22 protein-coding genes are annotated in these 23,553 nt (G+C 61.0%); 9 read left to right on the forward strand and 13 right to left on the reverse strand.

Going from position 1 to position 23,553, the window contains the following annotated elements:
- From CRO75_RS27530 to CRO75_RS27540, 3 genes are all read right to left on the reverse strand, one after another.
- Positions 1 to 213 (reverse strand): helix-turn-helix domain-containing protein (locus tag CRO75_RS27530; protein ID WP_139217379.1); only part of this gene is annotated, 213 nt, incomplete at its 3' end.
- Between the two features lie 335 nt (positions 214 to 548).
- Complete coding sequence (locus tag CRO75_RS27535; protein ID WP_097139469.1) at positions 549 to 1,418, reverse strand: LuxR C-terminal-related transcriptional regulator; 870 nt, start codon at positions 1,416 to 1,418, stop codon at positions 549 to 551.
- Positions 1,415 to 3,256 (reverse strand): fatty acyl-AMP ligase, encoded by a 1,842-nt coding sequence (locus CRO75_RS27540; protein ID WP_097139471.1) that lies wholly within the window; start codon positions 3,254 to 3,256, stop codon positions 1,415 to 1,417. The genes CRO75_RS27535 and CRO75_RS27540 overlap by 4 nt, the downstream gene beginning before the upstream one ends.
- A 346-nt stretch (positions 3,257 to 3,602) precedes the next feature.
- Here CRO75_RS27540 and CRO75_RS27545 point away from each other — a divergent pair, with 346 nt between their 5' ends.
- The 3 genes from CRO75_RS27545 to CRO75_RS27555 all read left to right on the forward strand — a co-directional run bounded on the left by CRO75_RS27545 (position 3,603) and on the right by CRO75_RS27555 (position 7,147).
- Entirely contained in the window at positions 3,603 to 5,072 is a 1,470-nt protein-coding gene (locus CRO75_RS27545; RefSeq protein ID WP_097139473.1) for an amidase family protein, read from the forward strand.
- Between the two features lie 14 nt (positions 5,073 to 5,086).
- Complete coding sequence (locus tag CRO75_RS27550) at positions 5,087 to 6,229, forward strand: fatty acid desaturase (protein ID WP_097139474.1); 1,143 nt, start codon at positions 5,087 to 5,089, stop codon at positions 6,227 to 6,229.
- Between the two features lie 213 nt (positions 6,230 to 6,442).
- The gene (locus CRO75_RS27555) at positions 6,443 to 7,147 is read left to right on the forward strand and encodes a hypothetical protein (RefSeq protein ID WP_007929715.1); all 705 of its coding nucleotides are present in this window, start codon (positions 6,443 to 6,445) and stop codon (positions 7,145 to 7,147) included.
- 98 nt (positions 7,148 to 7,245) lie between these two features.
- Here CRO75_RS27555 and CRO75_RS27560 read toward each other — a convergent pair whose 3' ends face one another.
- A complete protein-coding gene (locus CRO75_RS27560; protein ID WP_097139476.1) occupies positions 7,246 to 8,601 on the reverse strand; it encodes a serine hydroxymethyltransferase in 1,356 nt (451 codons plus the stop codon).
- A 494-nt stretch (positions 8,602 to 9,095) separates the two neighbouring features.
- On the opposite strand from CRO75_RS27560, the gene CRO75_RS27565 reads away from it, so the two are divergent.
- Both CRO75_RS27565 and CRO75_RS27570 read left to right on the forward strand, forming a co-directional pair.
- Entirely contained in the window at positions 9,096 to 9,698 is a 603-nt protein-coding gene (locus CRO75_RS27565) for a helix-turn-helix transcriptional regulator (RefSeq protein WP_097139478.1), read from the forward strand.
- Positions 9,685 to 10,566, forward strand: coding sequence for a queuosine precursor transporter (locus CRO75_RS27570; protein WP_097139480.1), 882 nt, complete (start codon positions 9,685 to 9,687; stop codon positions 10,564 to 10,566). Before CRO75_RS27565 ends, CRO75_RS27570 begins: the two co-directional genes overlap by 14 nt.
- Positions 10,567 to 10,658: 92 nt before the next feature.
- On the opposite strand, the gene queC is transcribed toward CRO75_RS27570, so the two are convergent.
- From queC to hmpA, 9 genes are all read right to left on the reverse strand, one after another.
- Positions 10,659 to 11,357, reverse strand: coding sequence for a 7-cyano-7-deazaguanine synthase QueC (queC, locus tag CRO75_RS27575; RefSeq protein WP_097139529.1), 699 nt, complete (start codon positions 11,355 to 11,357; stop codon positions 10,659 to 10,661).
- A gap of 118 nt (positions 11,358 to 11,475) precedes the next feature.
- Positions 11,476 to 12,363, reverse strand: coding sequence for a heme o synthase (cyoE, locus tag CRO75_RS27580; protein ID WP_007929705.1), 888 nt, complete (start codon positions 12,361 to 12,363; stop codon positions 11,476 to 11,478).
- An 11-nt stretch (positions 12,364 to 12,374) separates the two neighbouring features.
- Positions 12,375 to 12,710: a cytochrome o ubiquinol oxidase subunit IV gene (cyoD, locus tag CRO75_RS27585; protein ID WP_053262544.1), complete on the reverse strand. Its 336-nt coding sequence runs from the start codon at positions 12,708 to 12,710 to the stop codon at positions 12,375 to 12,377.
- Positions 12,710 to 13,336 (reverse strand): cytochrome o ubiquinol oxidase subunit III, encoded by a 627-nt coding sequence (locus tag CRO75_RS27590; protein ID WP_053280784.1) that lies wholly within the window; start codon positions 13,334 to 13,336, stop codon positions 12,710 to 12,712. The genes cyoD and CRO75_RS27590 overlap by 1 nt, the downstream gene beginning before the upstream one ends.
- A 3-nt stretch (positions 13,337 to 13,339) precedes the next feature.
- Entirely contained in the window at positions 13,340 to 15,358 is a 2,019-nt protein-coding gene (gene cyoB, locus CRO75_RS27595; protein WP_009045490.1) for a cytochrome o ubiquinol oxidase subunit I, read from the reverse strand.
- Between the two features lie 3 nt (positions 15,359 to 15,361).
- On the reverse strand, positions 15,362 to 16,303 hold the full coding sequence (cyoA, locus tag CRO75_RS27600; protein ID WP_009045491.1) for a ubiquinol oxidase subunit II: 942 nt from the start codon (positions 16,301 to 16,303) through the stop codon (positions 15,362 to 15,364).
- Between the two features lie 792 nt (positions 16,304 to 17,095).
- Complete coding sequence (locus CRO75_RS27610; protein ID WP_097139482.1) at positions 17,096 to 17,605, reverse strand: disulfide bond formation protein B; 510 nt, start codon at positions 17,603 to 17,605, stop codon at positions 17,096 to 17,098.
- 24 nt (positions 17,606 to 17,629) lie between these two features.
- A complete protein-coding gene (locus CRO75_RS27615) occupies positions 17,630 to 18,169 on the reverse strand; it encodes an ester cyclase (RefSeq protein ID WP_097139484.1) in 540 nt (179 codons plus the stop codon).
- A 273-nt stretch (positions 18,170 to 18,442) separates the two neighbouring features.
- Positions 18,443 to 19,624, reverse strand: a complete 1,182-nt coding sequence (gene hmpA / locus CRO75_RS27620; RefSeq protein ID WP_097139486.1) for an NO-inducible flavohemoprotein — start codon at positions 19,622 to 19,624, stop codon at positions 18,443 to 18,445.
- Positions 19,625 to 19,780: 156 nt separating this feature from the next.
- Between hmpA and norR the strand changes: the two genes are divergently transcribed.
- The 4 genes from norR (at position 19,781) to CRO75_RS27640 (ending at position 23,553) form a co-directional block, all read left to right on the forward strand.
- Positions 19,781 to 21,331 carry a nitric oxide reductase transcriptional regulator NorR gene (gene norR / locus CRO75_RS27625; RefSeq protein WP_097139488.1) on the forward strand — a complete coding sequence of 517 codons (1,551 nt, stop codon included), beginning with the start codon at positions 19,781 to 19,783 and terminating at the stop codon, positions 21,329 to 21,331.
- A gap of 270 nt (positions 21,332 to 21,601) precedes the next feature.
- The gene (locus CRO75_RS27630) at positions 21,602 to 22,504 is read left to right on the forward strand and encodes a chemotaxis protein (RefSeq protein WP_009045497.1); all 903 of its coding nucleotides are present in this window, start codon (positions 21,602 to 21,604) and stop codon (positions 22,502 to 22,504) included.
- A gap of 3 nt (positions 22,505 to 22,507) precedes the next feature.
- Complete coding sequence (locus tag CRO75_RS27635) at positions 22,508 to 22,999, forward strand: GNAT family N-acetyltransferase (protein ID WP_097139490.1); 492 nt, start codon at positions 22,508 to 22,510, stop codon at positions 22,997 to 22,999.
- Positions 23,000 to 23,217: 218 nt separating this feature from the next.
- Complete coding sequence (locus CRO75_RS27640; RefSeq protein ID WP_097139492.1) at positions 23,218 to 23,553, forward strand: hypothetical protein; 336 nt, start codon at positions 23,218 to 23,220, stop codon at positions 23,551 to 23,553.

A 23,553-nucleotide genomic window follows, 5' to 3' on the forward strand; every position in this document is an offset into this window, starting at 1 on the left:
AAAGGGAATGATATGTGCCTGAGCATGCCGACTGCGACTGCGCTCATCCAAGCCCTGCACACCCTCTGCGTTGTAACGGGCTACCCATTTGTAGCCCGTTTTTCGACTGATGCTGTGTGCCGCACACAGTTCGCGGAAGTTAAAGCGTCTCGACAGATAGTCGGCAATGAACATCACTTTAAGGTCCATAGGGTTCAGCTCTCGCCACGGCATGGTCAGCTCCTCGGAATCGACCCTGCCAGTTAAAAACTGTTACCTATGTGCTTGAACTTTTCTGTTACCTATGTGGGTGAGTCATACCGGCAAGCGTTTTTGCTTACTTTTTTGGCGTCTGAAAAAAGTGAGTCGCCGTAAGGGCGAAACCGCCAGCAGCCGTTACAGCAGAAATGGATATGTACATCGACCAACATCCGCAGTGAGGCCACCACCGTCATCGCGGCCAATCAAGCGTCGACCGGCCGCTCCTACAGAGGCGCAGGCGACGCCGAAGCACTGACCCCCGTCAGCACTGTGGAAGGGTTACCGGATGAAAGACAGGCAGGCAGTACTCACTCGTCGCAGAACAACGCCGCGATCTGCGCCCGACTCGACGCCTGGAGTTTGGAGAAGATGTTCTGCAGATGGGTTTTCACGGTCTTGTCGCTGATGCCGAGGATCTGGCCAATCTCCCAGTTGGTCTTGCCTCGGGCCACCCAGCGCGAAATCTCCGCTTCGCGGCTGGACAGGATGGACAATAGTTGATGGTTCGGCCCCGGGTTGTGGCGCAACAGCTTGCTGCCCAGCGCCCGGTTCAGGGCGATGTGCAGGTACGGGGCGAAGACCATCATGCGCATTTTGCTTTCGTGGGCCACGGTGGCCGAGATGTTGTGAAAGAAGTAGCCGGTGAAGGTGTTGCGGTGCAATCCGGGCAGCAGGGTCCAGCCCAGGTTGCGTATGCCATGTTCGCGAAAGATCTTCGCCCACACCGGGTCCGACGAGTTGCCCAGCCGCTCCAGGGTGGTGAACTTGGGGCGCCCGCAGTGCTCGATGGGGTCGATGCCCAGCGGCGGAATCATGCCGTCGCGACCGACGATGGCCTTGATCAGGTCATCGGAGACGCTGTCCGGATGAATCAGGTGCGAAAAGAACACCCGGTGCGCGCGGACCCTGCCGCTGGCGAACACGAAGTTCTCGCAGGGCAGGATCTGCGGCAGCGCCAGCTGGGTCTGCTGCGTCAGCTCGGCGATGCTGCGCGCCGAGGTGATGGAGTTGAGCACGCTGGTCAGCTGCAGCCGTTGCTGGCTGTCGGTGGGCGGCAACGACAGCACCGACCGCGGGCGGCTGGCCAGTTCCAGCCGCGGTTCGCAGAAGGCCGGCTGGGCGAACAGCAGCGCCGCGGGCTTGGGCGCATGCACCGGGCCGATCGATAGACTGGTCATGCTTCCACGACCTGGCTGTCGACGGTGATGTCACGCAATACCCGGCCGTTGCTCTCCACCGCGATCACCGACTTGTCCAGCGGGTGGGCTTCGGCCCGCGCGGCGCTATCGAGTGCCGCCAGCCAGGGAGCGAACTGCTTGCGGCACTCCTGGCGCTTGATCTTGCCGCTGGAGGTACGCGGCAACGACCCGCCGAACACCAGCAACAGCACCGGTCGCGCCAGTTGGTGCTGTTGCCACAGCCGCGCTTTCAAGTCGCTGAACAGCTGCGGCAGGTCGAGGCTGCGCAAGGCACGCCGTTCGATTTCCTGGGCGATCACCACCTGCTCGCTGTCGCCGGTCTCGATGCTGAAGGCCGCGGTGCCGTCCGGGCGAAAGCTGTCATGGGTGCGCAGCACGGTGTTCTCGATATCGCCGGGGTGATGATTGACGCCATTGACGATAATCAGGTCCTTGAGCCGCCCGGTGACGAACAGCTCGCCGTCGAGCAGGAAGCCCAGGTCGCCGGTGCGAAAGTAGCGCGACCAGCCGAGCGTCGGCGGCGCCGGGCGAAAGGCCGCGGCGGTGCTCTCCGGGCGCTGCCAGTAACCGCTGGCGACGCTGTCGCCGAGGATGCAGATCTCCCCGACCCGCCCGTCCTCCAGCGGCTGCTCGGTGTGCGGGTCGCAGATGAACGGGCCCTGCCCGGGAATGCCGCGACCACTGCTGACCAGGGTGCGCAGGCGCAACTCGGCGTCGCTGCCCGGGCCGTCATGCAGGCGTGCCACATTGTCCTCCAGCAAGCCGGCATGGAACTGGCGGATCACCGGCTCGCGCTTGCTGCCGCCGGCGCTGACCATCAGCGTGCCTTCGGCCAGCCCGTAGCAGGGAAAGGCCGAGGTGCTGGCAAAACCGGCGCGGGCGAAACGCTCATGGAAGGCAGCAATGGTCTGGGCCCGCACATGCTCGGCGCCGTTGAACGCCACTTCCCAGCTGCTCAGGTCGAGGCCCGCCAGCTCTTCGTCCTTGATCTTGCGCAGGCACAATTCATAGGCGAAGTTCGGCCCGCCGCTGACGGTGCCGCGGTAGGTGCTGATGGCCTGCAACCAGCGCAGCGGCCGTTGCAGGAAGTGGATCGGCGCCAGCAGGGTCGAGCCGAAGCCGACGAACAAGGATTGCAGGATGCCGCCGATCAGCCCCATGTCGTGATACGGCGGCAGCCAGCTGACCAGGTGGCTGTCCCTGTGGGTCAAAAAACCGCGGCTGATGCTGCGCGAATTGTGAATCAGGTTGCCGTGGGTCACCGCCACTCCTTTGGGAATCCCGGTGGAGCCGGAGGTGTATTGCAAAAAGGCGATATCGTCCCGGGTTACCGGGACGGCCCGCCACTCGCTGGCCAGGGCCAGGTCGAGACTCGCCATGTCCAGCACCCGCGGACTCTGCGCCTGCCCCAGCCGGGCCAGGATGGTCGGGACATCCTCGCCACTGGCCAGTGCCGCCGTCGGCTGGCAGTCGTCGATGATGCCGTCCAGCCGGTCCAGGGTCTTGGTCGCCCCCGGCGGATAGGCCGGCACCGCCACCAGCCCGGCATACAGACAGCCCATGAAGGCGATCACATAGTCCAGGCCTGGCTTGAGCAGGATCAGCACCCTGTCCCCCGCCTGGCAATGCCCCTGCAACCGGGCCGCCGCCGCTCTCGCTGCGCGGTCCAGTTCAGAAAAGGTGATCAGGGTTTCTTCGTCTCGCCCGTTGTGCAGAAAACGATAGGCCAATCGGTCCGGGATCATATGGGCGTGAAGCTGCAGACATTCCGAAAAATTCGCATACGGAACGTCGCTATCGTGGTCGTTCGTAGTCATTATTTTGTGTCCAGGCAGCCGTACTTAGCCATCTCCCGCAAGGCCCGAAATCTGCGGCCTTGCGCATCCATTACGCTTGATCATCCTCTGGGAGCGCGCAGTCGAAGTTAATACTCCGAACGGCGTATACCCGCAATTTCCGCCCCCGGCGCATATTCGCTTCACAGCTCGACGCATGCATGGCTTTTTGCCATACCGCTTGCAGTCATCAGCCTTTTCCAAGGATGTGAAGCCGATATCCAGGCCCTTGCAAGCCGGGCCTGTGCAACCGGTCATGTCATCAAACCCAGGCCGGAGCGGCAGCGTTCCGGTATCGCCAGCAGCGTGCGCAGCACGGGAGAACAGGATGTCTTTTAGCGAATACGCCACCTTCGATGCGGTCGGCCTGGCCGATCTGGTCAAAACCGGGCAGGTACGCCCCTCCGAACTGCTGGAGGAAGCCATACGCCGCATCGAAGCCTTCAACCCGGCGGTCAACGCCGTGGTCTACAAAGCCTACGACAAGGCCCGGGCGCAGGCCGCCGCACAGGACAAGGCGCCGCCGACCGGCACGCTGCACGGCGTGCCATTCCTGCTCAAGGACATTCTCGGCGACTGCCAGGACCTGCCTTCGACCCTCGCCTCACGCATGCTGCAAGCGCGGGTCATGCCCCAGGACTGCGAGCTGGTGAAGCGTTTTCGCCAGGCCGGACTGGTGTTCGTCGGCAAGACCAACGCCCCGGAGTTCGGCATTCTGCCCACCACCGAAGGCGCCTTCCATGGCCCGGCGCGCAACCCGTGGAACCTGGAATACTCCACCGGCGGTTCCAGTGGTGGTGCGGCCGCCGCGGTGGCCACCGGCATGGTCCCGGCGGCCCATGGCAACGACGGCGGCGGCTCGATCCGCATTCCCGCGTCCTGCTGCGGCCTGGTGGGCCTCAAGCCGACCCGGGCGCGCAACTCCCTGGCCCCGGACTTCGGCGAACTGCTCAGCGGCCTGCTGGACGAACATGTGCTGACCCGCAGCGTGCGCGACAGCGCCGCCCTGCTCGACGCCACCCACGGCGTGGTGCCGGGCGACCCGTACCGCGCGCCGCCGATGCAGGGGCGCTTTCTCGACCAGCTCAGTCGCGAACCGGGGCGCTTGCGCATCGCCTATTCCAGCACCGACCCGGCCGGGCGGCCGCTGCACCCCGACTGCATCGCCGCGGTGGAAAGCACCGCGCGCCTGCTCGAATCCCTCGGCCACCATGTGGAAGAAGCCGCGCCGCAGCTGGACCTGCAAAGCTTCGCCGAAGCCTTCAGCGCCCTGTGGTTCTCCGGCATTGCCTTCGCCGTGGAACTGATGAGCCTGCAACTGGGACGTGGCCCGTTGCCCGGCGAGCTGGAAAACCTGACCCAGGCCGTGCATCAACGCGGCCTTGGCGTCAGCGCGGTGGAGTACCAGATGTCCGAGCTGGTGTTGCAGCAGGTCGGTCGGGAAATGGCGCGTTTCCACCAGACCTACGACTGCTGGCTGACCCCGACCCTGGCCCGGCCGCCGCTGCGCAACGGGGTGGTGGATATCCATTCCAGCGATCTGGAAAGCACCTACGGCCCGCTGATCGACTACAGCCCGTTCACTGCCATCCACAACGCCTCGGGGCAACCGGCGATTTCCCTGCCGCTGCACTGGAACGCCGAGGGCCTGCCGATCGGCCTGATGCTCAGCGCCGCCTTTGGCGAGGAAGGCCTGTTGTTCCGCCTGGCCGGCCAGCTGGAACAGGCACGCCCGTGGAAGGACCGGCGGCCGCAGCTGTTCCTGCAGCACAGCCCCAATGAAGCGGTTATCGGCTAAGGAGAGCACCGAGCATGCGCACGCTGGACACCTCGACTGCCTCTGCTTGTTGCCGCGCCGGCGCAGGCCAGGAACCGCACCAGCCGGGGGCCATTCCCTGGCCCACCGACGGCCTGGACCGCGAGCAACTGGCACGTTATGGCAAGGAGCTGATTCGCCAGACCCTGCCCTTTACCGTGGAAAACCGCCGCCTGAGCTGGTGGCATTTCTACTCGACGCTGCTGGTGATCGGGCTGTTCGGCGCGGCCGTGGCCGTGCCGCTGTGGTGGCCGCTGCGCCTGGGGTGCAGCGTGCTGCTGGGCTTGTCCCTGGTGCGCATGTTCGTGCTGTACCACGACTACATGCACGGTGCGATCCTCAAGGGCTCGCGTTTTGCCGAGGTGTTTTTCAAGACCTTCGGCCTGCTGCTGATGGCCCCGCCGACGCTGTGGAAGCAGTCCCACGATTACCACCACGGGCACAGCTGCCAGTATGTCGGCGCGGAGAAAAACCGCCTGCCGCTGCTCTCTACTCACACTGACCTGGGCACCTTTCCCCTGCTGTCCACCGAGGAATATGCCCGGGCCGGGCGCCTCAAGCGCGTGCGTTATCGTATCGCCCGGCACCCGCTGATGATCCTGCTGGCGTCATTCAGTATCTTTATTTTCAGCATCTGCCTGGTCTCGCTGATCACCCAGCCGCGGCATCGACTGTGGTCGCTGCTGGCCCTGGCGCTGAACCTGGCGAGCGCCGTCGCCCTGGCGCTGCTGGCGCCGGACATCCTGCTGTACGGGGTGCTGGTCCCCAGCCTGTCCGGCTCGGCGCTGGGCGCCTATATGTTCTACTGCCAGCACAACTTCCCCGGCGTGCGTTACCCCGAGCGCGCCGACTGGGACTACGCGGCCACCGCGGTGTTCTCCTCCAGCTACATGCGCACCGGCCCGCTGATGGCCTGGTTCACCGCCAATATCGGCTACCACCATGTGCACCACGCCAACTCGGGCATCCCCTTCTACCGCCTGCCGCAAGCCATGGCGGCGATCCCGGCGCTGCAATCGCCGATCACCACCTCACTGCACCCGCGGGACATCTACCGCTGCCTGCGGCTCAAGCTGTGGGACCCGGCGCGCCAGCGCATGGTCTCGTTCGCCGAGTTTCACCAGCAGGCGCCACGCTGAAGGAAATGCGGCAGAGGCGTTGCCCCGCGAACGCCCGCCAGGGTAGATCGGCGCCGGAATTTTCCCGGCGATCGCGGGTCAGTAGAGCCACGCCTTTTTGCACCGGTCCGTTGGTCCGTGACAATGGGGCCTCGGTCCCATAAATTAGGCGCCCTGAAAAGGCCCGGTGCTTTTCTAGCCTCATTTCCAGTTAAACGAAGTAGTGAAATATCAATGTCCGATTCCAATACAGAAGAATCCGTAAACGCCTTGTCGTCCAAAGCGGAATACGAAAACGCCATCAATCTTTCACAGCATGTCTCCCAGGCCAAGACCATCAGCGAGATGGTCCTCGACGCTTTCCAGTCCACCAAGGAAAGCGACCAGATCCGCGAATTGCGCGCCGAGATCCGCCAGGCTCACGACCGCTTCGACGACGACCGCGCCTATGAACTCATGGGCCAGCTCAAACAGCTCAAGGACGCCGAGGCCGCCGACAGCGCCGCCCTGGAAGACCTGAGCAGCAAATTCCCGATCAGCCGCATCCTGTCCAGCTACAAGGACGACCCGAGCTTCCAGGAGCTGGTCTACGGCCTGGCGCTGAAGGTGCTGAACCAGACCCACCAGGCCATCAGCAGCCCGGGTGGCGGCAAGAGCAAGGCCTCGCGGGCCAAGAAGGAAATGGAAGTGTTCGCCATCAGCAAGGACGGCATCAGCGTCACCCTGCCGATCCGCCCGCGCTCCAAGGCCAACGTCGACCGTGAAGCCTTCGAGTTCCTCGGTTTCGCCTTTGTCGGCGAAGGCGACGAAGCGGAACTGGAAAGCGAAGTGTTCTTCGACAAGGACGGCAACGAACAGCCGGCCACGCGCAAGAACATCGTCACCGCGATCCAGCAGCAGACCGCGTTCGAAGGCTACAGCGCTCTACAACAGCAATAACCCGTACCCGCGGGCTTGCTCGCACAGATGGCGGATCGGGCAACAGTGCAGCACGCCCTTCGCCGGCTGGCTCCTACGAATCAAAGGCCGGGGCCCCCTCAGTTGCCCCGGTAATCGGCGATGGGATACATCGCGCACAAAGCCTCGGTCTGAAGACGGAATTGTTCCTGCAACTCAGGCTCCAGGCGGTACTTCTGCTCGCTGAGGGGCGTCACCTTGTCCAGTATCCGGCAGACCAGTTCGACGACTTCACGACACCCCTGGGGATCGATGTAGCGTTGGGCGATGGAGCCCGTGCCGATACACAAGCCATTGGCGACGAATGAGGATCGGGTTTCCCCCAGTGCGCGGTTTTTACTCACGATGATGCCGCATCGCTCCAGTGCCGAGGCGGCAATCGAACCGCTAATTCCCCCACGCAGCCTGAGCAGAATTGTGTGGTTCTCCGTCCCCCCGCCCACGACGTCGTAGTCCTGTGCCATGAATGCGCTGGCCATTGCATCGGCCGTGCTGCGAATCCGTCCCATGTAGGCGTCGAACTCCGGGGTCATCGCGTAGCCCAGCGCAGCCGCCTTGGCGGCGATCATGTTGACCGCCGGCGAGCCCTGCATCCCGCGGAATACCGCTTGCTCAAGGACACGACTAAAGCTCGCCCTCAGGCCGGGAACCTTGGTGTGGGCGTCCCGGCCGGAAAGGATGAGGCCGCCACGAGGCCCCGCGAGTTGCTTGTGGGTACACGCGGTGGTGACGTGCGCCACGTCGATCGGGCTCGGATGTCGACCCGTTGCGACCAGCCCGGCGATAGAGGAGATATCCGCCAGCAGGATGGCCCCGGCCTCGTCGGCAATAGCGCGAAAGCGTTGGAAGTCCACGACCCGGGAATAGGCAGTCGCACCGCAGATGATGATGCGCGGACGATGGGCGAGCGCCAGTTGGCGTACCTCTGCGTAATCGATCACGCCCTGCGAGGTGGTGCCGTAGCGGATCGCCTTGTAGTGAGTGCCCGTGAATGCGACAGGGCTGCCGTGGGTCAGGTGCCCGCCATGATCGAGGGCCATGCCGAGAATGGTGTCCCCGGGCTCGAGCAGGGCAGCGAGCACCTGGTAGTTGGCGTTGGAGGCGGAATGCGACTGTACGCTGGCGTATTGCGCCCCGAACAGCTCCCGCGCCCTGCGAATCGCCAGGGATTCGACCAGATCGACGTTTTCGCAACCGACATGATGGCGCTTGCCTGGTATGCCCTCGGCGGTGACGTTGACCAGTGCCGAGGCAGACGCCGCAAGGATTCGAGGGTTGGCCGCGCAGGAAGATGAAACCAGGGACAGTGTGCGGTGTTGACGCCTGACTTCAGCGTCCAGGATCCCAGCCAGTTCGGCGTCTTCTGCCCGCAGATCCGCCAAACCTCGTCGCAGCAGGTCGGCCTGGTTCCTCAGTGGTGCTGTATAAGCTGCCATCGTTCGGTATTCCTTCCTTGTCGTTTGCGTGCCACGAACGACAGCACGCTTCCTGATTTAACGTTCGCGAGCCGCTAATTAATCAAAGAATTAAACATTTTCCAAACAAAATGCTTCTTTTCCGAGAATCAGCAGGGGACAGCAGATGTGCGTTGCCGCTGAATGTTCGTCAATCGAGGCCAGGGCACCGGACATTTCGGGGCTTTATTGTCATGACAGGGACATGCAACACTTGCCGCCGCGGCGCCTCCGGTCCGGACCCTCCCGACAAATCCGAGCGCGCCCCATACCGACAGCGAAATATCCCAGGATGGATGCAGGCTGGCTAAAGGAGCGCTAGCGAGTTGGTACAGGCCACGAAAGAACCCGACAAGCTCTTGCCGCATCCATCCGACTGTTCTCACCTTTGGCGTCGAGCAGTTGAATGTCATGCACGGCACGCATTCCATGAAAGACCCTATGCGTGGCGACTATAAGGAAATGGTGAGCATTTGATGCACAGAAGAGAAAGAACAGAGTATTTGAAGAGCAACATCAAATACCTGATAAAAAGTCGCGGCGAGACGCAACTGTCTTTGTGCAATGCCAGCGGCCTGACCCGAACGACCATATACAACATCCTGGAAGGCAAGGTCAGCAACGTACAGCAATCCACCATTCGCAAAATCTCCGATTTCTTCGGTGTCTCCTACGAAGAAATAGAAACCGTCGATTTTGAAGAGAAGGAAATCATCGACAGCAGTATTTCCCCACAAGGAAACATGAACCCGGCGGCCGTTCCGATCCTCAAGGAAAGCCTGCTGATGATCAATATGGACAAACGGATTGGCGAACTAGCCATACTTTACCCACTGACTTATTACTTCGGCGCATCCTACAACTTGATAGCGGTGCTGCTGGAGAATGAGATCAAGGGCCTGTACGAGGCCGGTGACCTGTTGATCATTCAAAAGGGCACATCGACCGACGACAAGGAAAAACTGGTTTACGACAGGCAGACAAAAAAGCTGTTCATCATCAATGAGCCATGTTCCGACTCAGACCGAGTATTTGTGGTGGGTGACATCATCGAGGAGCGGTTCAATGGCAGCTTATGAAGGCGAACTCGAGAACAGCAAATATAAACTCCTGGGCTTTGAAAACAGCAAGAACCTGGCCGTGATCATGATCATCGCCACAGGCAAAGTCATAAAGATCAAATTAAGCGAAGTGCTTAACAGCGAAATAATGGAAAACCTGAACAAAATGGAAGTTAAAAACATTTACAAGAAGTTCTACTCCCAAGGAGGAGCACTTACCGCATACGACCTGAATGACCGCCACGAAAGCTCATGGATGATTTATATCATCCTGAATCTACTGCTCTTTACATTTTATATATTCACCAGCATTGCCGCCACCAAGCCCATTTATCTTGAATCCCTTGGCATCATTATCACTCCGGGTACCTTTCTTTACCCTCTGACCTTCCTGATCGTTGACCTGTTGAACGAAAATTTTGGACTCAGGCTGGCAAGAAAAGCGATTTTCTTTGCCTTTGCCAGCAACGCCATGATTATCATCCTGCTCTATGGTTCGACCTTTCTCCCCGGTCTGCCAGGCTGGAAGCTCGACACCCCGTACAACGACGTCATCATTCATGTGTCATCCGTGCTGGTGGCGTCTTCGGTCTCGTTCCTGGTTTCGGAAAACATAAACTCTTACTTGCTGTGCAAGATAAAAGAGCTGACGAATTCCAGATTCCTGTTCCTGCGGATATTCTTGAGCACGCTGTTCGCGGTCATTATTGACAGCTTCGTGTTTTGCTACATTGCCTTTTACGGCTCGATGCAGAACAACGACATCCTGAACATGATTTATGTGCAGATCGCGATAAAGGTATGTTTTGCCTTCTTCAATATCTTGCCAGCCTATGGAGCAAGGTCACTGTTCAAAAGATATATAACGGACAGCCAGGCAAAATAGTACAAGCACGCTTTAGCTCAAATGGATGGATTCAACACTCATCTGCCAGGCAAATGCAGTGTTGAATTCCATGAGCACGGTCGATCAGGCCTTCATTGCAGGTTCATCTTGCTTCTCAAGCTGTTCATGACTTCTGCCTTGTTCCCCAGATAATCATTCAGCCCTCTGCTACGAAGATTGCACGCATCGCAATTGGCACAACCGCTGCCGATAACGCCGTTGTAGCAGGTCAGGGTCTGCTCGCGAACCAGGCTCAACTGCTGGTGATGATCCGCCAGCGCCCAGGTCTCCGACTTGTTCAGCCACATCAGCGGAGTCTCAAGGCGCAGGCGGTATTCCATGCCCAACTCGACGGCCTTGTTCAAGGCCTTTACAAACTCGTCGCGGCAATCGGGATAGCCGGAGAAGTCCGTTTCACATACCCCGGTAATGACCGTTTCAGCCTTTACCTGGTAGGCATAGATAGAGGCCAGGGTCAGAAACAGAATATTTCTTCCCGGAACGAAAGTGCTGGGCAGGCTTTCGCCTGAACTGTTCACCGTGGGAACCGGAATATTGTCCCGAGTGAGACTGCTGATCGCCAATTCATTGAGTAACGAGGCATCCAGCACTTTGTGGACGGTTGCCCCCAATTGCTTCGCGAGTTGCTGCGCCACTTCTATTTCCGCGCGGTGGCGCTGACCGTAATCAAAGGTAATGCAGTGCACTTCATCATAGAGCGGCAATGCGTGGATCAGACAGGTCGTCGAGTCCTGCCCGCCACTGAATACGACAACGGCTTTTTTCTTCATCATTCTGCTTCCTGCATGAATAGAGTCATTTGAATATTTAAACAGCCCACTGACTGACACTCAATAAAAAAGCCCCGCGCTTCTCTCGAAGGCGGGGCTTTTTCATAGCGTTTGCAGCTTATGGCGCGTAGGTCAGCAGCAGCTCGCTCGGTACCTTGAAATCCAGAGACATCATCACGCTCAGCGCGGTGATGGTGAAGATCGAGAACACGAACAGCTTGCGCGCCCAGACGGTGTCGTCCACCGCCTTGTAGCCGGTCCAGGCCATGTACAGCCAGTACATGCCCATCGCGGCCGCGACGGCCAGGTAGCTCATGCCGGCATACCCGCTGAAGGTCAGCATCAGGGTCGCCACCAGGAACGCCAGGATGTAGAGCAGGATGTGCTTCTTGGCCACCAGGATGCCGCGCTTCACTGGCAGCACCGGAATCGATGCGGCCAGGTAATCGTTGAAGCGGAAGATCGCGATGGCGTAGGAATGCGGCATCTGCCACAGGCTGAACATCACCAGCAGGGTCAGCGCGGCCATGTCGAAGCTGTTGCTCACGGCCACGTAACCGATCACCGGCGGCATCGCCCCCGACAGGCTGCCCACCAGCGTGCCGTGCACCGACTTGCGCTTGAGGTACAGGCTGTAGAAGCCGACGTAGATGACGAAGCCGATCACGGCGAACAGCGCCGCCAGCGGATTGGCCACCTTGTACAACAACGCAACGCCGGCGACACCCAGAAGGGTCGCGTAGACCAGTGCCACTTTCAGGGAGATCAGGCCCTGGACTAGCACACGGTTCTTGGTGCGTTCCATCTTCAGGTCGATGTCACGGTCGATGCAGTTGTTGAACACGCAACCGGAAGCCACCACCAGGGACGTGCCGATCATCGCGGCCAGGAAGATGGCCAGATCGACATGTCCCTTGGAGGCCAGGAAAAAACCGCCCGCCACAGAAAGCACGTTACCGAAAATGATCCCCGGTTTGGTGATTTGGATAAAGTGCTTGAGCGACATCGGGTCTTACCTCACTTCGCCATCATGAACGTGTGGATGCTGAACATGATCCACAGCGACAGGCCAACCAGCAGGACGATCACCAAGGCAGCGAAGACGAACGCAATCACGTTGTTACGCTGGGCCTCGGAGCGGTCCAGGTGCAGGAAGTACACCAGGTGAACCAGGACCTGGATCACCGCGAAGGCGAGCACGATCATCAGGGTGATGGACTTCGGCAGGGTCGGGTACATCACCAGGCCGAACGGGATGATCGTCAGGATCACCGACAGGATGAAGCCGATGGCGTACGACTTTACGCTGCCGTGGCCCGCATCATGGCTGTCATGGGAGTGTGCATTAGCCATTACATAGTCCCCATCAGGTAAACAACGGTGAAGACGCAGATCCAGACCACGTCCAGGAAGTGCCAGAACAGGCTCAGGCAGCTCAGGCGGGTCTTGTTGGTTGCGGTCAGGCCGTGCTTGTTGACCTGATACATCATGATCGCCATCCAGATCAGGCCGGCGGTCACGTGCAGACCGTGGGTGCCGACCAGGGTGAAGAACCCGGACAGGAAGCCGCTGCGGCTAGGGCCGTAGCCTTCGGAGATCAGCAGGTGGAACTCGTTGACCTCCATGCCGATGAAGCCCAGGCCGAACAGGAAGGTCAGGGCCAGCCAGCCCAGGACCTGCTTCTTGTTGCCCCGGAAGAACGCCAGCATGGCGAAGCCGTAGGTGATCGAACTGAACAGCAGCAAGGCGGTTTCGCCGAGCACGTAAGGCAGTTCGAAGATGTCGTGGCCCGACGGGCCACCCGCTACGTTGTTTACCAGTACCGCGTACACCGCGAAGATCGACGCAAACAGAATGCAGTCGGTCATCAGGTAGAGCCAGAAACCGTATACGGTCATCTCGCCCGAGTCGTGGTGATGGTCATCGTGCCCATGGTCATCGACATGGGTATGTCCAGCATTGGTCACTAAGTTCGACATGGTTTAAGCCTGTTCCAACGAGGTTTCTACACGGTTGGCCGGGATCTTCTTCTCGGCTACCAGGCGAGCGTGCTGCTCGGCTTCGATGCGTTCGATCACGTCGACCGGCACCATGTAGCCTTGATCATCGCGAGCCGCGTGGATCACGAAATAGATCACGGTACCGGCCAGGCTAGCGATCGCCAGCCACCAGATGTGCCAGATCATCGCGAAACCGAAGACGGTCAACAGAGCACCCATCACCAGGCCGGTGGCGGTGTTGTTCGGCATGTGGATCGGTTCGTAGCGAGCAGGCTTCTGGTACGCGGTACCGTTTTCCTTGGCTTCGGTGAACGGGTCGATGCCATTGGCCTTCGGCAGTACGGCGAAGTTGTAGAACGGTGGTGGCGACGAAGTCGACCATTCCAGGGTGTGGGCATTCCATGGGTCGCCGGAAACACACTGGTTCTGCTTGCGATCACGCACGCTGACGTACAGCTGGATCAGCTGGCAGGCGATACCGATGGCGATCATCACCGCACCGAACATGGCGACGTACAGGTACGGCACCCACTCAGGGTTGGTCGTGGCGTTCAGACGACGGGTCATGCCCATGAAGCCCAGTGCATAGAGCGGCATGAACGCGACGAAGAAGCCCGAGATCCAGAACCAGAATGCAGCCTTGCCCCAGCCTTCGTGCAGCTTGAAGCCGAACGCTTTCGGGAAGTAGAAGCTGAAACCGGCGATGTAGCCGAATACGGCACCACCGATGATCACGTTGTGGAAGTGCGCGATCACGAACAGGCTGTTGTGCAGGACGAAGTCAGCACCCGGGATGGCCAGCAGTACGCCGGTCATGCCGCCAATGGCGAAGGTCACCATGAAGCCCAGGGTCCACAGAACCTGGCTGGTGATACGCAGACGGCCGTGGTAGATGGTGAACAGCCAGTTGAACAGCTTCACCCCCGTCGGGATGGAAATCAGCATGGTCGCCAGGCCGAAGAAGGCGTTGACGCTGGCCCCCGAACCCATGGTGAAGAAGTGGTGCAGCCAGACCATGAAGCCCAGTACCGAGATCGCGCCGGAAGCGTAGATCATCGAGTGGTGGCCGAACAGGCGCTTGCCCGAGAAGGTCGAGATGACTTCGGAGAAGATACCGAACGCCGGCAGGATCAGGATGTACACCTCAGGGTGACCCCAAGCCCAGAACAGGTTCACGTACATCATTGGATTGCCACCAAGTTCATTGGTGAAAATGTGGAAATCCATGTAACGGTCGAGGGTCAGCAGTGCCAGGGTAGCGGTCAGGATCGGGAACGAAGCCACGATCAGCACGTTGGCCCAGGTACAGGTCCAGGTGAAGATCGGCATGTCCATCATCTTCATGCCCGGGGTACGCATTTTCAGCACGGTGGCCAGGAAGTTGACCCCCGTCAGCGTCGTCCCTAGCCCTGATAGCTGTAGCGCCCAGATGTAGTAGTCGACACCCACGCCCGGACTGTATTGCAGGCCCGACAGCGGCGGATAGGCAACCCAGCCGGTCTTGGCGAATTCGCCGACGCCCAGGGACAGGTTGATCAGCACGACGCCGGAAACCAGCAGCCAGAAGCTCAGGGAGTTGAGGAACGGATAGGCAACGTCACGCGCGCCGATCTGCAGCGGCACTGCAAGGTTCATCAGGCCGGTGAAGAATGGCATCGCCATGAAGATGATCATGATCACACCGTGGGCGGTGAAGATCTGGTCATAGTGTTCAGGAGGCAGGTAGCCCGGCGAACCCTCGGTGGCCATGGCCAGCTGGGTACGCATCATGATCGCGTCGGCGAAGCCGCGCAGGAGCATGACCATGGCGACGATGATGTACATCACGCCGATTTTCTTGTGGTCGACCGAAGTCAGCCATTCGGTCCACAGGTAGGACCACTTCTTGAAGTACGTGATACCCGCGACAAGCGCCAGACCACCGAGGATGATCATGGCAACGGTCACCATGACAATCGGCTCGTGGAACGGTATCGCGTCCAGACTTAATTTACCAAACATCGTTTACTCCTCTGCCCCAGCAGCTGAATGCGAGCTCATGTCAGTCCCTTCCACAGCGGCCACTTCTTTCTTCTCGTGCTTGACCGGCTTGCCTGGTTTCATGCCTTCATACTTGTCGACGATTTTCTGAAACAGGTCCGGCGTGTACGAGGAGTACAGCGCGACAGGGTTGTTCTGGCTTGGCTTGGCAAGGGCTTCGTATTCAGCTTGATCAAGCTGTTTAGGTGCGGCCTTGACTTCGGCTACCCAGGCGTCGAAATCTTCCTGGCTCGTCGAGATCGCTTTGAATTTCATGCCGGTGAAGCCAGCGCCACTGTAGTTAGCGGAGATGCCTTCCATTTCAGCTTTCTGGTTGGCGATCAGGTGCAGCTTGGTCTGCATGCCTGCCATCGCGTAGATCTGGCCGCCCAGAGCAGGGATGAAGAACGAGTTCATCACGGCGTCGGAGGTGATCTTGAAGTTCAGCGGAGTGTGCTCCGGGAACCGGATCTGGTTAACAGTGGCGATACCCTGGTCCGGGTAGATGAACAGCCACTTCCAGTCCAGCGCGACCACTTCGATGTTGATCGGCTTGACGTCGGATTCCAGCGGACGATACGGGTCCAGCGCGTGGGTGGACTTGTAGGTCACATAACCCAGGGCAATGATGATGAGGATCGGGACCAGCCACACCGCGATTTCGATCTTGGTGGAGTGCGACCACTTGGGCGCGTAGGTCGCGTTGGTGTTGGACGCGCGGTATTTCCAGGCGAACGCGAAGGTCATCACGATCACCGGAATCACGACCAGCAGCATCAGCAGGGTAGCGGTGATGATCAGGTTTCGCTCATCCAGACCGACCTGTCCCTTCGGGTCGAGCAAGGTCCACTTGCAGCCTCCCAGCATTAACATCATGCCAAGCAGCGGCAAAAAGCCTAGTAATCGGGGGTACCTGTTTTTACTCATCTCACGACCTCTAAAGCAGCTTGCGCCATGCAGTTGGGTTTTGATCGCCAACACTTCACCGTGCCAAGGGTTGGCATTTTTTCTTCGATTGAATAAGGGCCTGCCCGACGCGTTACGCGTTGTTTGACAAATCCTGGGCCAGCAGTGAGTTCTTATTCGAATTCGTGGTCAAAGGCCTTTTACAGACCAATTCCATTTGGTGCGGATATTTGGAAGGTGCCGACACCTGGGGTCGCATGGAGCGTCCAACGCCCCTCGACCGCCGCCGTATGCTCAGGGTGAGCAGCGCCGGAAATTCAGTGCGGGCGATTGTAGATATGTAGCGTTTTATAAACCATGTCTTATCCCGAAATAATTTTTATCGGCTCGCGCAACAATGCGTGGCGATTATTGCAACGGGTCGCGATCATATCGAGATTCATTCGCAATAAAAAGCCCCGAAAACGCCTTCCAGCCAGGTCGAAAAAGGCGTCTTTCACCCCTGAAAAATCCACCGATGGCATCGCGCTACCCCTTGTAAAACGAGGGCTGAATCGATTTATTTAGATAGCAGGCTATGCTTGCCTGGCCGTCCACCGCGCCGACACGAACTGACAGACTTTTTTCGCTCCTGGCGCAAGAAAAATCGTCTGGACGTCATCCGCTGAAACACAGCTGCGACACCACCATGTGACAACATGTCGCACTTTTATCGCGCATCCGATTGCCCCATATCACGCCCCCTTCACACATTGTCCTACACGCAAAAAAGCCCCGGCCCCGAACATCGGGACCGGGGCTTTTTGCGCCGGGTCAGGCGCTGTGGCGACGGTTACGAATGATGCCCAGCGGCACCAGCACCAGGGTCAGCACAAAGGCCACCAGCGCCCACTGCGCCAGGGACAGGCCCAGTACCGGCGGGTACGGCGTGGAGCAGAAGCCATCGACCTGGAACCCCAGCGGGAAGACAGTCGCCAGCGGCAGGCTGTCGACGATCGGCTGCAACACATCGATGCCGCAGCTGACTGCGGGATGGGCCTGGGTGTAGACGTGATGCCCCGCCACCGCCGCCCCGAACAGCGCGCTGAGCATCACCAGCACTTCCAGCACGGTGAGGCTGCGACGGCTGCGCATGGCCGCGCCGATGAAGGCGAAAATCGCGATCAGCAGAAACGCGTAGCGCTGCAGGATGCACAACGGGCAAGGCGCCTCGCCCAGCACCACCTGCATGTACAGCGCGCCGCCGATCAGCGCCAGGCAGATCACCCCCAGCAACACCAGAAAACGTCGCTCGCGCCCCAAACGCAGTGTGTCGTCAGTCATCCTCAATTCCTTTCTGTCTGTGACTCAACTCGATGGCAGCGTTTGCAACTGCTGCATCAGGCTGAGGTTGTCTTCGATATGCCAATTGGCGGTGATCCGGCCATTGGCGATCTGATAAATGTCGGTTGCCCGGAAGTCTACACGCTGACCATGACCTTTGAGTGCATTGAAGGTCCCGCTGAAGTGCCCGCGAAAATGCAGGTGCAGCACCACCCGATCCCCGGCCACGATCATCTGCTCAATTTCCGCGCTCAAGTCCGGCACCGCCGTGCGAAAGAACCGCGACGCTAGTAGCGGCCCCGTCGGCCCCTGGACCCGCCCTGCAGGCGGCGTCATATCGACGAAGTTCTCCGCCAGCGCGGCCCTGGCCAGGCTTTCATCGCCGCTGTTCCAGAAACTGCCGTAGCGCCGCGCGGCCAGCTCCATGGCTTCACGCTGGGGCTTGGGCAGGCTCTGATCGACGATCAGGGTCTGCGGTTGGAGCAAGGCCGGCTCGGCGAAAACCAGGGGACTGGCGAGCAGGGTTGCGGCCAGGGTGATGCGGGAAATGGCTGGGAGTTGCATGGGATGATCCTGATCAGTGCGAACGAGCGCCTATCATCAGCATCGGGGAATTAACGATAAACAGGTTAAGAACGGATTAACCTTTAAAGGATTTTTACGAGTGCGCCCTGTAGCCGCTGGCGCAGCCTGCGATCGGTTGCGCAGCGACCGCAAGACCAGGCACACCGGAGCTCCGGCATACCGCGTCGCCAGGTTTACGGGGCTGCGCCCCGATCGCAGGCTGCGCCAGCGGCTACAGGCGGCCAGCCTCCTGGCGGAGGCTGGCCGGTGGGGTTACTCCAGCGCCGCGGCCGGGCCGAAGAACTCGTAGCGGCTTTGTTTTTCCGGTACGCCCAGGGCCTTGAGGTGGCGCTTGATCGCCGCCATGAAGGCTTTCGGGCCGAGGAAGTAGGCATCCAGGTCACGCTCCTGCGGCAACCATTCGGCCAGTTGTTCCTGGCTCAGCAGGCCGACCTTGTCCGCCGCCGGGCTGATGCCGTCGTCTTCGGCGTAGCAGTAGAAGCGCTTGAGTTGCGGATGACGCGCGGCCAGGCCGTCGACCCAATCGCGGAACGCATGCACCCCACCGTTGCGCGCGCAGTGGATAAAGTGCACCGGACGCTCGGTGGCCAGCGCGGCTTCGAGCATCGGCAGGGTCGGGGTGATGCCGACGCCACCACTGATCAGCACCAGCGGCTTGTCACTGTCCGCCAGGGTGAATTCGCCCGCTGGCGGGAACAGCTGGATGCTGGCGCCGATCTGCAGCTGGTCGTGCAGGTAGTTGGAAGCGCGGCCACCGGCCTCGCGCTTGACGCTGATGCGATACTGGCCGGCGTCGGACAGGGCCGACAGCGAGTAGTTGCGGCGGATTTCCTCACCCTCGAGGAACAGTTGCATGCCGATGTACTGACCCGGCTCGGCGGCGAGAATCGGGCCATTATCCACAGGCTCGAAATAGAACGAGGTGATTTCCGCGCTCTCCTGCTCGCGGCGGACCAGCTTGAACTCCCGCGCACCACGCCAGCCGCCCGGGGCCTGGGCCTTCTGGTCGTAGATCGCGCCTTCAGCGCCGATCAGGATGTCCGCCAGCTGGTTATAGGCCGCGCCCCAGGCGCTCATCACCGCCGGCGTGGCGATCTCTTCGCCCAGCACTTCGGAGATGGCGCGCAGCAGGCAGCTGCCGACGATCGGGTAATGCTCCGGCAGGATCTGCAGGGCCACATGCTTGTTGATGATCTTGGCCACCAGATCGCCCAACTGGTCGAGCTGGTCGATGTGCCGGGCGTACATCAATACGCCATTGGCCAGGGCCCGTGGCTGGTCGCCGCTGGCCTGGTGCGCCTGGTTGAACAGTGGGCGCACTTGCGGATACTCGGAGAGCATCATCCGGTAGAAGTGGGTGATCAGGGCTTCGCCACCGCTTTCCAGCAACGGAACGGTGGATTTGATGATGGCACGATCTTCGACGCTAAGCATAAGTACAACTCCTGAGCTTTCTGACTACTTGCAGGTTGCCCTTTACCAATCAGTTTTCGTGCCAATAATAAAATTCATATAAATCAACTACTTAAAATATATGTAGTCATATCGACAAAACCGCATTTATAGTCATTAAGACCATACGGAGTCATTATGACCGCAAAATCCCTGCTCACCGCCTTGTTGCCCCTGGTCTCCGACCTGTCCCGCGAACTGCCCGAAGGCGAGCGCTACCGCCGCCTGCTGGAAGCCATGCGCGCCCTGCTGCCCTGCGACGCCGCCGCGCTGCTGCGCCTGGATGGCGAATGGCTGGTGCCACTGGCGGTGGACGGCTTGAGCACCGACACCCTGGGCCGGCGCTTCAAGATCAGCGAACACCCGCGTTTCGCCGCCCTGCTCAGCCACCCCGGACCCACTCGCTTCGCCAGCGACAGCGAGTTGCCGGACCCTTACGACGGCCTGGTGGATGGCCTGCACGAACACCTGGAAGTCCATGACTGCATGGGCTGCCCGCTGTTTATCGACGAGCGCCCCTGGGGCCTGCTGACCCTGGATGCCCTCGACCCGCAGAGCTTCGAGCCGATCGAACTGGATGCCCTGCAGGCGTTCGCCAGCCTGGCGGCGGCTACCGTCAACGCCGCCGAGCGCATCGAGCGCCTGGCCCTGCGCGCCGAAGACGAACACCAGCGCGCCGAGGTCTATCGCCAGGCCAGCGGCCAGAACCGCGAGATGATCGGCCAGAGCAAAGCCCACAAACGCCTGCTGGAGGAAATCGGCCTGGTCGGCGGCAGCGACCTGACGGTGCTGATCACCGGCGAAACCGGGGTCGGCAAGGAACTGGTGGCCCAGGCCATCCACGCCGCCTCGCCCCGGGCCGACAAACCGATCATCAGCCTCAACTGCGCCGCCCTGCCCGAGACCCTGGTGGAGAGCGAACTGTTCGGCCATGTGCGGGGCGCCTTTACCGGCGCCACCAACGACCGCCGCGGCAAATTCGAGCTGGCCAATGGCGGCACGCTGTTTCTCGATGAGGTGGGCGAGTTGTCGCTGACCGTGCAGGCCAAGCTGCTGCGCGTGCTGCAAAGCGGCCAGCTGCAACGCCTGGGTTCGGACCAGGAACATCAGGTCGACGTGCGGCTGATCGCCGCCACCAACCGCGACCTGGCCGAAGAAGTGCGCAGCGGCCGCTATCGCGCGGACTTCTATCACCGCCTCAGCGTCTACCCGCTGCTGGTGCCGGCCCTGCGCGACCGCGGCCGCGATGTGCTGCTGCTCAGCGGCTACTTCCTCGAACAGAATCGCTCGCGCATGGGCCTGGGCAGCCTGCGCCTGACCAGCGATGCCCAGGCGGCGCTGCTGGCCTACGCCTGGCCGGGCAACGTGCGTGAGCTGGAACACCTGATCGGCCGCAGCGCCCTCAAGGCCCTGGGCAACTGCCGCGAACGACCGAAGATCCTCAGCCTGAGCGCCGCCGACCTGGACTTGCCGGACGCCTCGGCGCCGGTAGCGCCCCAGCCCGCCCCGGCAGCCATGGCCGAGACTCCCGGCAGCGGTGATCTGCGCCAGGCCACCGAAAACTACCAGCGCCAGCTGATCAGTGCCTGCCTTGAACGCCACCAGCACAACTGGGCCAGCGCCGCCCGCGAGCTGGGCCTGGACCGTGCCAACCTGGGGCGCATGGCCAAGAGGCTAGGCTTGAAGTGACTCACCTGTAGCCGAAGTCTGCGATTAGCCTGGGCGGCATTGCGACGAAACGGCCGTGGACCCGCTACATGAGGGGTGACCGAAACGACGCAATGGCTGATCTTGCGAGGACGGCGTCCTCGATCGCAGCCTTCGGCAGCGGCTACAGATTGCGCGGGTCGCGGATATTGGGATTAAGCCTAAAGCCAGCCCTTTGCGCGTCGATAACCCGTTATCGCTAGCTGTTCGCGGCCCATGGCGCGAACCACCTTTTTTCCACAGAAGGTTTTTATGTCTTCCAACAAAGCCCGCGCAGACTCTCTTTCGCTTCTGCTGTTCACCTTGCGCAGCGGCAAGCTGATGGCGATCAACCTGCTCAAAGTCAGTGAAATCATTCCCTGCCCACCGCTGACCAAACTGCCGGAATCGCACCCGCACGTGAAAGGCATCGCTACCCTGCGCGGCAATTCGCTGTCGGTCATCGACCTGAGCCGGGCCATCGGCGAACGGCCGCTGGAAGACCCGGAGGGTGGCTGCCTGATCGTCACCGACGTCAGCCGCTCCAAGCAGGGCCTGCATGTGCAGGCGGTGAGCAAGATCGTGCATTGCCTGACCACCGATATCCGTCCGCCGCCCTATGGCTCCGGTGGGGTCAAGTCCTACATCACTGGGGTCACCCAGGTCGACGGCACCCTGGTGCAGGTACTGGACATCGAGAAAGTCATCCATGGCATCGCCCCGGCGCAGATCGAAACCGCGCCGACCGAGCTGAGCATGCAAGACGCCGAACTGCTGGGTAACGCGCGGATCCTGGTGGTCGACGACAGCCAGGTGGCCCTGCAGCAGTCGGTGCATACCCTGCGCAACCTCGGCCTGCAATGCCACACCGCGCGCAGCGCCAAGGAGGCCATCGACTGCCTGCTGGACCTGCAAGGCACCGCCCAGGAGATCAACCTGATCGTCTCGGACATCGAGATGTCGGAGATGGACGGTTACGCCCTGACCCGCACCCTGCGCGAGACCCCGGACTTCGCCCACCTCTACGTCTTGCTGCATACCTCGCTGGACAGTGCCATGAACGCGGAAAAGGCCCGCCTGGCCGGCGCCAACGCGGTGCTGACCAAGTTCTCCTCGCCGGACCTGACCCGCTGCCTGATCGAAGCGGCCCGTCACGTCGCCGCCCAGAGCGCCTGAGCCGTGGCCGACGACTACTGCCTGCTGATGCGCCGCGACCTGACCGGGCAAGCGATACCCGCCAACTGGCCCACCGCCTTCAGCCTCGACAGCTATCGACCGGAGCTGGCCGCAGCGGTGCATGGCCTGATGCACCTCAGCTACCAGGACGGCGGCGGGAGCGTGCCGGAGCTGGACAGCTGGCGCCAGCGTTTCGAAAGCGACGCCGAATACGACCCGCAACTGTGCCTGGTGGCCCAGGACGGTGAAGGCGTCGTCGGGGTGATCCAGTGCTGGACCAGTGCCTATATCAAGGACCTGGTGGTGCATCCGCGAGCCCGCCGCCAGGGCCTGGGACGGGCCTTGCTGCTGCAGGCCTTCGAGGTCTTCCGCCAGCGCCGCGAAGCCTTTGTCGACCTGCGGGTGCTGGAAGACAACCAGCGCGCTCGCGAGCTCTACGCAAGCGTCGGCATGGGGGTGATCCGCCGCGAGCAGGTTCCCCACACACCGCTGTAACCGGTAGCCGCTGCCGCAGCACCTGCTGCAATCCCTGTAGCCGCTGCCGCAGGCTGCAATAAGGTCCGCAGGACCTTCAGCGACTTCAAGATCGCCGCGGCCGTTCCGGCCGATCGTCCGAACGCGGCCCGAGCCTGCGGCAGCGGCTACAGCGATTTTCATTGTCGACGTCTCAGGCATACTCCTGCGCATACCCGCGAACGAAGGAACGCCCCGCCATGAAAGCCCTGCCTCTGAGCCTCGCCTGCCTGACCGCCCTCCTCGCCAACCAGGCCCAGGCCTCCAGCCCCGAAGCCTGGGCGACATTCGACAAGCAGGTGCGGGCCAGCTGCATCAAGGCCAGCCAGCTGAAGAATGTCAAAGTGCTGGGCAACGCCGCGCAGTTCGACGACCGGGTCGGCTACAGCGCGTTGCTGCTTCAGGGCCAGTACCCGCAAAAACACATGAAGGGCCAGATTGGCGTGGAACTGTGCCTGTACGACAAGCAGCGCAAGAGCGCCCATGTCACCGAATGGGATTCGATCCGCCCCGCCCTCGAGGCCAAGGGTCGGTGA

This window comes from Pseudomonas sp. LAMO17WK12:I10 (assembly GCF_900215185.1).
Classification (GTDB): Bacteria; Pseudomonadota; Gammaproteobacteria; order Pseudomonadales; family Pseudomonadaceae; genus Aquipseudomonas; species Aquipseudomonas chlororaphis.

Bases quoted from the DNA above. Each gene is read 5' to 3' on its own strand.
- CRO75_RS27630 (WP_009045497.1), top strand. From the start codon at position 21,602: ATGTCTTCCAACAAAGCCCGCGCAGACTCTCTTTCGCTTCTGCTGTTC.
- CRO75_RS27570 (WP_097139480.1), top strand. From the start codon at position 9,685: ATGGCAGCTTATGAAGGCGAACTCGAGAACAGCAAATATAAACTCCTG.
- cyoE (WP_007929705.1), bottom strand. From the start codon at position 12,363: ATGTCGCTCAAGCACTTTATCCAAATCACCAAACCGGGGATCATTTTC.
- CRO75_RS27535 (WP_097139469.1), bottom strand. From the start codon at position 1,418: ATGACCAGTCTATCGATCGGCCCGGTGCATGCGCCCAAGCCCGCGGCG.
- cyoA (WP_009045491.1), bottom strand. From the start codon at position 16,303: ATGAGTAAAAACAGGTACCCCCGATTACTAGGCTTTTTGCCGCTGCTT.
- CRO75_RS27545 (WP_097139473.1), top strand. From the start codon at position 3,603: ATGTCTTTTAGCGAATACGCCACCTTCGATGCGGTCGGCCTGGCCGAT.
- hmpA (WP_097139486.1), bottom strand. From the start codon at position 19,624: ATGCTTAGCGTCGAAGATCGTGCCATCATCAAATCCACCGTTCCGTTG.
- cyoD (WP_053262544.1), bottom strand. From the start codon at position 12,710: ATGGCTAATGCACACTCCCATGACAGCCATGATGCGGGCCACGGCAGC.
- CRO75_RS27540 (WP_097139471.1), bottom strand. From the start codon at position 3,256: ATGACTACGAACGACCACGATAGCGACGTTCCGTATGCGAATTTTTCG.
- CRO75_RS27590 (WP_053280784.1), bottom strand. From the start codon at position 13,336: ATGTCGAACTTAGTGACCAATGCTGGACATACCCATGTCGATGACCAT.
- CRO75_RS27560 (WP_097139476.1), bottom strand. From the start codon at position 8,601: ATGGCAGCTTATACAGCACCACTGAGGAACCAGGCCGACCTGCTGCGA.
- cyoB (WP_009045490.1), bottom strand. From the start codon at position 15,358: ATGTTTGGTAAATTAAGTCTGGACGCGATACCGTTCCACGAGCCGATT.
- CRO75_RS27640 (WP_097139492.1), top strand. From the start codon at position 23,218: ATGAAAGCCCTGCCTCTGAGCCTCGCCTGCCTGACCGCCCTCCTCGCC.
- CRO75_RS27565 (WP_097139478.1), top strand. From the start codon at position 9,096: ATGCACAGAAGAGAAAGAACAGAGTATTTGAAGAGCAACATCAAATAC.
- CRO75_RS27610 (WP_097139482.1), bottom strand. From the start codon at position 17,605: ATGACTGACGACACACTGCGTTTGGGGCGCGAGCGACGTTTTCTGGTG.
- CRO75_RS27615 (WP_097139484.1), bottom strand. From the start codon at position 18,169: ATGCAACTCCCAGCCATTTCCCGCATCACCCTGGCCGCAACCCTGCTC.
- CRO75_RS27555 (WP_007929715.1), top strand. From the start codon at position 6,443: ATGTCCGATTCCAATACAGAAGAATCCGTAAACGCCTTGTCGTCCAAA.
- CRO75_RS27550 (WP_097139474.1), top strand. From the start codon at position 5,087: ATGCGCACGCTGGACACCTCGACTGCCTCTGCTTGTTGCCGCGCCGGC.
- queC (WP_097139529.1), bottom strand. From the start codon at position 11,357: ATGAAGAAAAAAGCCGTTGTCGTATTCAGTGGCGGGCAGGACTCGACG.
- norR (WP_097139488.1), top strand. From the start codon at position 19,781: ATGACCGCAAAATCCCTGCTCACCGCCTTGTTGCCCCTGGTCTCCGAC.